The following is a 9,578-nucleotide window of genomic DNA, read 5'->3' on the forward strand; positions in this document are numbered from 1 at the left end:
CGCCGCGCAGAAACTCCGGCGACCCGCACCGGCTCGCGACCTGTACGTGTCGCAGCTGTTCCGGAAATCGTCCGCCTACGTCGAGTGGAACTGCGACGCCTGGTTCATCCTGAGCGCCAAGCACGGCGACTCGATCGCCGTCTCGGGCGTGTGCCTCACCGTCGTCGACTTCGACGGCGAGTCGTTCACGGCCGACGTCATGGCGCAGACCCTCGCGATGTCGACCCTCGATGGCGCGGCCGAGGGCCTCCCGGTCAACCTCGAGCGCGCCGCCCTGGTGGGCGACCGCCTCGGCGGCCACATCGTGCAGGGCCACATCGACGGCACCGCCCGCGTGCTCTCGATCCGACCGGGCGACGCCTGGCGCGTCATCCGCTTCTCGCTCGACGACGCCCACGCCCCGCTGGTCGTCGACAAGGGCTCGATCGCCGTCGACGGCGTCTCGCTCACGGTCAGCGCGCTCGGCGACGAGCCCGACGGGTCGTGGTTCGAGGTGTCGCTCATCCCCGAGACTCTGGTCGCCACCACCCTCGGCCACCGCGAGGTCGGCGATCTCGTGAACATCGAGACCGACATCCTGGCCCGTCACGTCGAGCGGATGCTGCGCCTCGACGCGCACCGCGCGCTGCCGTCGTCGCTCGCCGAACCGTCGCCGGTCGCCGAGCCGTCGGCGCACGCCACGAGCGTCGGGAGCCTCGCATGAGCCTCGCCACGATCCCAGAGGTGCTCGAGGCGCTGCGGGCCGGCAAGCCCGTGCTCGTGGCCGACGACGAGGCCCGCGAGAACGAGGGCGACGCGATCATGGCCGCCGAGTTCGCGACCCAGGAGTGGATCGCGTGGATGGTGCGGCACACGAGCGGATTCCTCTGCGCGCCCATGCCGAACGCCCTTGCCGACCGGCTCGAACTGCCGCTGATGACGGAGCGCAACGAGGACCTCCGCGGCACGGCGTACACGATCTCGGTCGACGCGGCCGACCGCACCTCCACGGGCATCAGCGCCGCCGACCGCGCGCACACGCTTCGCGTGCTCGCCGACCCCGCGTCGACGCCCGATCGGCTCATCCGCCCGGGCCACGTGATCCCGCTCCGGGCGGTCGACGGCGGCGTGCGCGAACGCGCCGGCCACACCGAGGCGGCCGTCGACCTGATGCGCCTCGCCGGGCTCGCGCCCGTCGGCGTCATCGGCGAGATCGTGGCCGACGACGGCGAGATGATGCGGCTGCCCGGACTCATCGAGCTGGGCGCCCGCGACGGCCTGCCGGTCACCACGGTGGCCGCGCTCATCGACTGGATGAACGAGTGGCACGCCGGCTTCGATGACGCCGACGGCGCCGGGCCGGCCGCCGTGCCCGAGTCGTCGCGTGTCGTGTTCGAGGTCGAGACCTCGTTGCCCACCGAACACGGCGTGTTCTCGGTGCGCGCCTACCGCGATCGCAGCACGGGCGCCGACCACGTGGCGATCATCCACGGCGACCCGGCGAACGACCCGGCCGGGGCGGTCGTGCGCGTGCACTCCGAGTGCCTGACCGGTGAGGCGTTCGGGTCGCTGAAGTGCGAGTGCGGGCCGCAGCTCGATGCGGCGCTCGACGAGATCCAGGACCGCGACGGCGTCGTGGTCTACCTCCGCGGGCACGAGGGGCGCGGTATCGGGCTCATCAACAAGCTCCGCGCCTACCGCCTGCAGGAGGACGGCCTCGACACCCTCGACGCCAACCTCGCGCTCGGGCTCCCGATCGACGCGCGCGACTACGGCGCGGCCACGGCGATCCTCACGGACCTGGGCATCGACACGGTGCGACTGCTCACGAACAACCCCGACAAGGTGCGCCAGCTCGAGGCCCACGGCATCCGCGTCGCCGAGCGGCTCCCGCTCGTCGTCGGCGTCGGCGCGGGCAACGAGGGCTACCTCGACACCAAGCGTCGCCGCATGGGCCACGCGATCGACGATCAGCAGCTGACGGATGCCGCTGCTGAGACCCTCCTGGAAGGACACGCATCATGAGCGGAGCAGGCTCCCCCGAGCTCGACGTCGACGGCACCGGCCTCCGGGTGGTGATCGTCGCCGGCAGCTGGCACGACGAGATCACGAACGGGCTCATCGCTGGCGCGACGCGCACGCTCGAGGCATCCGGCGCCTCGTTCGAGCTCGTGCGCGTGCCCGGCAGCTTCGAGCTGCCGGTGGTGTCGAAGGCGGCGCTCGAGGCGGGCGCCGACGCCGTCGTGGCGCTCGGCGTCATCATCCGCGGCGGCACGCCGCACTTCGAGTACGTCTCGGCGGCCGCGACCGACGGCCTCACCCGAGTCGCGCTCGACACGGGCAAGCCGGTCGGCTTCGGCGTGCTCACCCTCGACGACGAGCAGCAGGGCCTCGACCGCGCCGGCCTGCCGGGTTCCAAGGAGGACAAGGGCCGCGAGGCGGCCGAGGCGGCCGTCGCGACCGCCCGGGCCATCCGGGCCGTCTGGCGCTGATCCGCGCGAGCCTCCGACCTTCGACTGATCTCGGACCCGTCGGGGCCGTTCCGGTCGTGCTGGAGGTCGCGCGAGCCCTAGGCTCTGGTCATGGACGTCTTGCGCATCATCCTCCTCATCCTGCACTTCGTCGGTCTCGCGATGCTCTTCGGCGGATTCCTGGTGCAGCAGAAGGCGATCGCCCGAGGCGAGGGCACCGTGCTGCCCATCATGTGGCGCGGCGCGCTCACGCAGATCGTGACCGGCATCCTCCTCGTGGCCACGATCCAGATCGGCGACCTCTTCGAGCTGAACAATGTGAAGCTCGCGGTGAAGCTCCTCATCGCCATCGTCATCACGGTGCTCGTCTTCGTCTACCGCACGAGGAAGCCGGCGCCGAGCTGGGCGCTCTGGACGGTCGGCGGCCTGACGTTCGCCAACATCGTCATCGCGGTCGCCTGGCACTGACGCCGGTCGTCGCGTGCCCCTCGGACACGCCGCTCACCGCACGATCCCGGCCGCTCGTCGCACCCGGGTCGATGAGCGGATGCCGCGAGCGTAGGGTGTTCCGGTTGCCACAAGCGACGATTCCCGGCCTCCGCGCCCATGCCCACGCCTGATCGGCGTTCCCGTCGCGGAGCAGTCCACACGTTCCACACGTTCCACGGAGTCACGCAGGCGATGTCCTCATCCACCCCAGCGGCCGCGACGGCCGCCACCCCGACCCCAGCCAACCCGCGCAGCCGCGTCGTGCTCGCGAGCCTCATCGGCACGACGATCGAGTTCTACGACTTCTACGTCTACGCCACCGCGGCGGTGCTGGTCTTCCCCTACCTCTTCTTCCCGCCCGGCGACCCCACGGCCGCGCTGCTCGCGTCGTTCGCCGTCTTCGGCGCGGCGATGGTCGCCCGTCCGCTCGGCGCGGTGATCTTCGGACACCTCGGCGACAAGCACGGGCGCAAGGCCACCCTGGTCGGCGCGCTGCTCACCATGGGCATCGCGACGTTCCTCATCGGCGTGCTGCCCACCTATGCGATGGTCGGCTGGCTCGCCCCGTTGCTGCTCGTGATCCTCCGTATCGCGCAGGGCTTCGCGCTGGGCGGCGAGTGGTCGGGTGCGGCGCTGGTGGCCACCGAGAACGCGCCGGCCGGGAAGCGCGCCTGGTACGGCACCTTCCCGCAGCTCGGCGCACCGATCGGCTTCATCATCGCCAACGGCCTGTTCCTCGTGATCGCGGCGGTGCTGCCGTCGGAGGACCCGTCGATGCCATCGCAGGCGTTCCTCGACTGGGGCTGGCGCATCCCGTTCCTGTTCTCGGCCGTCATGGTCATCGTGGGCCTCTGGGTGCGGTTGCGCCTCGTCGAGTCGACGGCGTTCTCCAAGGCGTCGAAGGCCGGCAAGCTCGCGAAGCTGCCGCTCGCCAGCGTGTTCCGCAACCACTGGAAGCAGCTCATCCTCGGCACCTTCTTCATGCTGGCGACGTACGTGCTGTTCTACCTGATGACGACGTTCTCGCTCGCGTACGGCCGCTCGCCCGTCGAGCCGCCCGAGGGCGCACAGCCCGGCCTCGGCTACTCGTACAACACGTTCGTGCTCATGCTCATCGCCGGCGTGGTGTTCTTCGGCATCTTCACCCTCGTCTCGGGCCCGTGGGCCGACCGCTGGGGCCGCCGTCGCACGCTCATCTGGGTCACGCTCGGCATCATCGTGTTCGGCCTGATCTGGGTGCCGCTGCTCGGCGCGGGCTTCTGGGGCGTGATGCTGTGGCTCATCGTCGGCTTCTCGCTCATGGGCCTCACGTTCGGCCCGATGGGCGCGCTGCTTCCCGAGCTCTTCCCCACGAACGTGCGCTACACGGGCTCGGGCATCGCCTACAACGTCTCGTCGATCCTCGGTGCGGCCGTGGCGCCGTTCATCGGCACCGCGCTCTGGGCGGCCGGCGGCGGCAGTCCGTTCTGGGTCGGCGTCTACCTCTCGGTCATGGCGGTCCTCACGCTGATCGCGCTGCTGCTCTCCAAGGAGACGAAGGACGTCGACTACGAGGCGGCGGGCGACGCCGAGACCGAGCTCGCGGAGGGCCAGGCCGAGGCAGCCAGCCTGTAGGTCGCGACGCCGTGGGTCGCCACGGATGACGGGGCGGATGCCGCGGGCCGATGCCCGGGGCATCCGCCCTGTTTCGTGCTCGTGAACGCTTGGCCCGTGCCCTTCTCGCGGTTCGCGGCCCGGCGTAGCATGACACCGAACAGGGCCGTCGAGACGTCCGCCGGCACCGTCGGCGCTCGGTGACCCGGAACGGCGAGCCGCAGATGAACATGACGATGGACATGATGAAGGGCGCCATGTCGTCGTCGGGGAAGCCCATGGAGGGCATGGACCCGGCGATGATGCAGGAGTGTCTGGAGGCCCTCTCGGCGTGCATGCAGGCGTGCATCATGTGCGCCGATGCCGACGCCGGCGAGGGCATGGGCCGATGCGCGGGCATGTGCGCGAACTGCGCCGACGTCTGCGACACGATGATGCGCATGATGCTCCGAATGAACGGCTGGGACGTGCAGGTCATGACGTCGATGATGCAGACCACGATCATGATGTGCCGGGCCTGCTCGGCGGAGTGCGCGATGCACGCCGAGATGAGCGAGCACTGCCGCATGTGCGCGATGGCATGCGATCAGGCGGTCATGGCCATGGAGAAGATGATGGGCTCCATGAGCGGGGCGATGCCGGTGGCGTGAGGCGGTTTCGGCCGGGCCGGTCGGGCGGGCCCGGTCAGGCGTACGCGACGCTGAACCGGTCGGTGCCTCGGGCGAGCACGCCGTAGAGCGCGTGCAGCGCGACGGGCTCGCCTGCCTGCAGGGCGCCGTCGAACGCGTCGTGGTGCCAGACGCGGTGCACCGAGCCGTCGTGGAAGTCGACGACGGTGGCGAAGCCGTGCGCGTCGACGCCGGTCAGGATCGCGTCGATCCACTTGCTGGCCGTGGTCGCCGCGAGCCGCTCCTGCATCGCGTGCAGGCCGTGCCCGGGGCGGTCGCTCCGGCACTCCGATGCCGACACGCAGCCGCGCATGCCCATCGCCGCGCCCGTGCGGGGCTCGGTGGTGGCGTGCGGCTCGTGGTGCGACATGAGGGCTCCTCGGTGATCGTTGCGGCCACGATACGCGCGGGTGCCGCGGATGTCGCGGCCCCGCGTCACACGCGGAAACACGGGAGACACGGCGAAACACGGCGAACAGAGGGAGCAGATCGGCCGCGGCCCGTTCAGTCCAGGAAGAGCGCCCGGAGTCGCCGGGTGGTGAAGACCACGCCGAGCGCGATCATGACGACGTAGTAGAGCACGTGCCAGAGCAGGCCCCAGCCGACGTCGCCGGTGGTGAGTCCCCGCACGAGTTCGACGCCGTGCCAGAGGGGCAGCGCCTCGATGACGCGCTGCAGCCACTCGGGGTAGACGGTGATCGGGTAGAACGTGGCCGAGAACAGGAACATCGGCAGCATCACGAAGTTGATCCAGTCCATCTGCTGGAACGACTTCATGTAGCTGGTGATCGCCATGCCGAGGCTCGCGAACCCGAAGGCGATGAGCAGCACGGCGGGCACCGCGAGCAGTGCCCACCACGACAGGTTGAGCCCGAGCACCTGCATGACCAGCTGGAACCCGATGGCGTAGAGCGCGCCCCGCAGGAGCGCCAGCAGGATCTCGCCGAGTGCCACGTCGAGCGGGCCGAGCGAGGTGGAGAGCATGCCCTCGTAGAGCTTCGCGAACCGGATCTTGAAGAACACGTTCCACGTGGAGTCGTAGATCGCGCCGTTCATGGCCGCCACGGCGAGCAGCGCGGGCGCGATGAACGCCGCGTACGGCACCACCTGGCCGCTCGCGGTCGTCACGTCGCCGACGAGGGTGCCGAGCCCGATGCCCATGGCGAGCAGGTAGAAGATCGGCTCGAAGAAGCCGCTGACCACGACGAGCCAGTTCGTGCTGCGGGTGGCGCGCCAGCCGCGCAGCATCACCGCGCTCGCGTTGCCGGAGTAGAGCGAGCGCACGGGCCTCCGGCCCGCTCCCGGACGCGCGCGCTCCCGCTGCGTGAGGTCGGTCATCGTCCGAGCCTCCGCACGGCGATGTGACGGGCCCAGGCCCACCCCGTCACGATGAGCACGACGAGGTAGACGACGTGCACGACACTGAGCCAGATCGGCTCCTCGTATCCGAAGGAGAACACCCGCGCCAGCTCGGTGCTGTGCCAGAGGGGCGAGATCCACCCGATCCACTGCAGCCAGATCGGGAACGTCGACAGTGGGAAGAAGGTGCCCGAGAACAGCGTCATCGGCAGCACCACGAACCGCATGACCATGGCGAGCTGCCCTGTGTCCTCCTCGAGGGTCGACGTGTAGCCCATGAGCACCGTGCCGAAGGCGAGCCCGCCGAGCAGGCCGGCGACGATCATGCCCGCGGCGACCGGCGACGGGGCCGCGCCGAACACGAGGATGAGCAGGAGGAACAGCACGAGGTTCACCGTCATGCGCACCGCCACCGAGATGACGATGCCGTCCACGATCTGCGTGGGGCGCAGGGGCGACGAGCTCATGCCCGTGAAGGTGGGATTCCACTTGTAGCCGAGCATGATCGGGTAGGTGAACTCCTCGCTGGCCACCGTGATGGCGGCGCTCGCGAGCAGCGCGGGAGCGACGAACACGAGGTAGCTGACGCCGTCGAGGTCGACGTCGACGATCGTCGCGAGGCCGACGCCGAGGGCGTAGAGGTAGACGAGGGGGTTGCCGATGCCGGCGACGACGACGGTGCCGGTGTAGCTCTTCATCACCCGGAACCGGTGCAGCGCGACATACCAGGCGCCCCAGCGACGGGTCCGTCGCCCGGCGGCGATCGCCCGAGCGGTGGCCGGGTCGGCCGACACGGTCGAGAGTCGTTCGGTCATTCGATGAGGCTCCGTCCGGTGAGACGGAGGAAGACGTCTTCGAGGCTCGAGCGGCGCACCAGGCTCGTGATGGGGCGGAACCCGGCGTCGGTGATGCGCACCAGCTCGGCCTCGCCGTCGTCGCTGTAGACGAGGACGCGGTCGGGCAGCACCTCCATGCGGTCGCCGACACCGGTGAAGCGCTCGGCCACCTCGCTGTTGCGGTCGCTGCCGAAGCGCACCTCGAGCACCTCGCGCGACGAGTACCGGCGGATCAGCTCCGCGGGCGTGCCCTCGGCCATGATCGCGCCCTTGTCGACCACGACGAGCCGGTCGCAGAGCTGCTCGGCCTCGTCCATGTAGTGGGTGGTGAGCAGCAGCGTGGTGCCCTGCTCCTTGAGGCGGAACAGGCGGTCCCAGAGGATGTGCCTGGCCTGCGGGTCGAGCCCCGTGGTGGGCTCGTCGAGCAGCAGCACCCGTGGGTCGTTGATGAGCGCCCGCGCGATGGTGAGCCGCCGCTTCATGCCGCCCGAGAGCGAGTCGACCTTGGCCTTGCCCTTGTCCTCCAGCTGGGCGAACGCGAGCAGCTCGTCGGCGCGCTTCGCGACGAGGCGGCCCGGCATGCCGAAGTAGCGGCCGTAGACGAGGAGGTTCTCGCGCACCCGTAGCTCGGCATCGAGGTTGTCGGCCTGCGGCACGACCCCGAGCTGCGACCGGATCTCGGGCCCGTGCGTGTCGGGGTCGAGCCCCAGGATCGCCAGGTCGCCGGAGGTGCGCGTCGAGACGGCGCCCACCATGCGCATCGTCGTGGACTTGCCGGCGCCGTTGGGCCCGAGCAGCCCGAACGACTCGCCGGGTGCGACCTCGAACGAGATGCCGTCGACCGCGGCGAACTCGCCGTAGCGCTTCACGAGGTCCTGGGCGACGATGACAGGTGCTGGCACGGTAGTCCACCGTAGCTGCGGCCGCCGACATCGGCGAGCGGATGCCGCGGCGACCTGTCGCACGGTCGCACGGCGCCCCTACGATGACGTCATGCAGACCCTGACGCCGGCGATCCGCGTGTCCGACGAGGTGCGCGCCGCCATCGACGCCGGTGCTCCCGTGCTGGCGCTCGAGTCGACGATCCTGAGCCACGGCCTCCCGGCCCCGCGCAACCTCGAGGTCGGGCTGGCCGCCGAGCAGCAGGTGCGCGACGCCGGGGTGGTGCCCGCCACGATCGGCGTGGTCGACGGCATCGCGGTCGTCGGCCTCTCCCCCGCCGAGATCGAGCGGCTCTGCACCTCGGGCGACGTGGTGAAGGTGAGCGTGCGCGACCTGCCGATCGCGCGGGCGAAGGCCCTCGACGGCGGCACGACCGTGGCGGCGACGGCGTGGCTCGCGTACCGCGCCGGCATCCGGGTCATGTCGACGGGAGGGCTGGGCGGCGTGCACCGCGGCGCGAGCGAGACCTTCGACGAGTCGGCCGACCTCGGCACGCTGGCGACGACGCCGATCACGCTCGTGAGCGCCGGCGTCAAGTCGATCCTCGACATCGGCGCGACCCTCGAGCGACTCGAGACGCTCAACGTGCCGGTCGTCGGCTACCGCACCGACCGGTTCCCCGGCTTCTACGTCGCCGACTCGGGCTTCGCGCTCGACTACCGCATCGAGGGCGCAGCGGATGCCGCGGAGCTGGCGCGCGCCCGCGACGAGCTCGGCCTCGCCTCGGCGGTCCTCGTCGCGAACCCGGTCGACGAGGCGCTGCAGCTCGACCCCGCGTTCCACGACCGGGTGCTCGGCGAGGCGCTGGCGGCGGCATCCGAGGCCGGCATCACCGGGCACGACACCACGCCGTTCCTGCTCGACCACGTGCAGCGGGCCACCGGCGGGCGGAGCCTCGAGGTCAACCTCGAGGTGTACCGGGGCAATGTCGCGCTCGGGGCGGAGATCGCGCGTGCCGTCGCCGGGTGACCGCCGAACCGAGGCATCCGCGGGCGTCCTCACCGTGCTCGGCGACCTCGTCGAGGACGTCGTCGTGTGGGCCTCGATTCGGCGCTCGCACGTCGATCGGCCTCATGGCCGCCGCAGCGATGGCGGCATCCCTGCTGATGTCGGCGCGGCGTTCTCGGCCTCCTGTCGATGAGCACGTTCATCGCGGCGATCTCCTCGTCGAGCGACTCATGCGTGCTCAGCAGGGCGATCCGATCGAGACGATGCGGGAAAGCGCGTTCTCGATGAATCGT

The 9,578-nt window shown here is 70.6% G+C and carries 11 protein-coding genes; 7 read left to right on the plus strand and 4 right to left on the minus strand.

Features of this window, described 5'->3' with window-relative positions; genetic code table 11:
- From GH736_RS11125 to GH736_RS11150, 6 genes are all read left to right on the plus strand, one after another.
- On the plus strand, positions 1–703 hold a 703-nt coding region (locus GH736_RS11125; protein WP_328596834.1), incomplete at its 5' end, for a riboflavin synthase.
- Entirely contained in the window at positions 700–2,004 is a 1,305-nt protein-coding gene (gene ribA / locus GH736_RS11130; RefSeq protein WP_159603201.1) for a GTP cyclohydrolase II, read from the plus strand. The genes GH736_RS11125 and ribA, both read left to right, overlap by 4 nt.
- Complete coding sequence (ribH, locus tag GH736_RS11135) at positions 2,001–2,471, plus strand: 6,7-dimethyl-8-ribityllumazine synthase (RefSeq protein WP_159603202.1); 471 nt, start codon at positions 2,001–2,003, stop codon at positions 2,469–2,471. Before ribA ends, ribH begins: the two co-directional genes overlap by 4 nt.
- Before the next feature lie 90 nt (positions 2,472–2,561).
- Positions 2,562–2,918 carry a hypothetical protein gene (locus tag GH736_RS11140; protein ID WP_159603203.1) on the plus strand — a complete coding sequence of 119 codons (357 nt, stop codon included), beginning with the start codon at positions 2,562–2,564 and terminating at the stop codon, positions 2,916–2,918.
- Positions 2,919–3,131: 213 nt separating this feature from the next.
- The gene (locus tag GH736_RS11145; protein ID WP_159603205.1) at positions 3,132–4,553 is read left to right on the plus strand and encodes an MFS transporter; all 1,422 of its coding nucleotides are present in this window, start codon (positions 3,132–3,134) and stop codon (positions 4,551–4,553) included.
- A 266-nt stretch (positions 4,554–4,819) separates the two neighbouring features.
- The gene (locus GH736_RS11150) at positions 4,820–5,182 is read left to right on the plus strand and encodes an aldehyde dehydrogenase (RefSeq protein WP_203230723.1); all 363 of its coding nucleotides are present in this window, start codon (positions 4,820–4,822) and stop codon (positions 5,180–5,182) included.
- Between the two features lie 34 nt (positions 5,183–5,216).
- Here the strand turns inward: GH736_RS11150 and GH736_RS11155 are convergent, their stop codons facing one another.
- From GH736_RS11155 to GH736_RS11170, 4 genes are all read right to left on the minus strand, one after another.
- The gene (locus tag GH736_RS11155; RefSeq protein WP_159603207.1) at positions 5,217–5,570 is read right to left on the minus strand and encodes a hypothetical protein; all 354 of its coding nucleotides are present in this window, start codon (positions 5,568–5,570) and stop codon (positions 5,217–5,219) included.
- Positions 5,571–5,704: 134 nt separating this feature from the next.
- The gene (locus GH736_RS11160; RefSeq protein ID WP_159603209.1) at positions 5,705–6,538 is read right to left on the minus strand and encodes an ABC transporter permease; all 834 of its coding nucleotides are present in this window, start codon (positions 6,536–6,538) and stop codon (positions 5,705–5,707) included.
- On the minus strand, positions 6,535–7,374 hold the full coding sequence (locus GH736_RS11165; RefSeq protein ID WP_159603211.1) for an ABC transporter permease: 840 nt from the start codon (positions 7,372–7,374) through the stop codon (positions 6,535–6,537). Before GH736_RS11165 ends, GH736_RS11160 begins: the two co-directional genes overlap by 4 nt.
- The gene (locus GH736_RS11170; protein ID WP_159603213.1) at positions 7,371–8,297 is read right to left on the minus strand and encodes an ABC transporter ATP-binding protein; all 927 of its coding nucleotides are present in this window, start codon (positions 8,295–8,297) and stop codon (positions 7,371–7,373) included. Before GH736_RS11170 ends, GH736_RS11165 begins: the two co-directional genes overlap by 4 nt.
- A gap of 91 nt (positions 8,298–8,388) precedes the next feature.
- Here GH736_RS11170 and GH736_RS11175 point away from each other — a divergent pair, with 91 nt between their 5' ends.
- Positions 8,389–9,306, plus strand: a complete 918-nt coding sequence (locus GH736_RS11175; RefSeq protein WP_203230724.1) for a pseudouridine-5'-phosphate glycosidase — start codon at positions 8,389–8,391, stop codon at positions 9,304–9,306.
- Positions 9,307–9,578 lie beyond the last annotated feature (272 nt).

This window comes from Agromyces humi (genome assembly GCF_009720255.1).
GTDB classification, from domain to species: Bacteria; Actinomycetota; Actinomycetes; order Actinomycetales; family Microbacteriaceae; genus Agromyces; species Agromyces humi.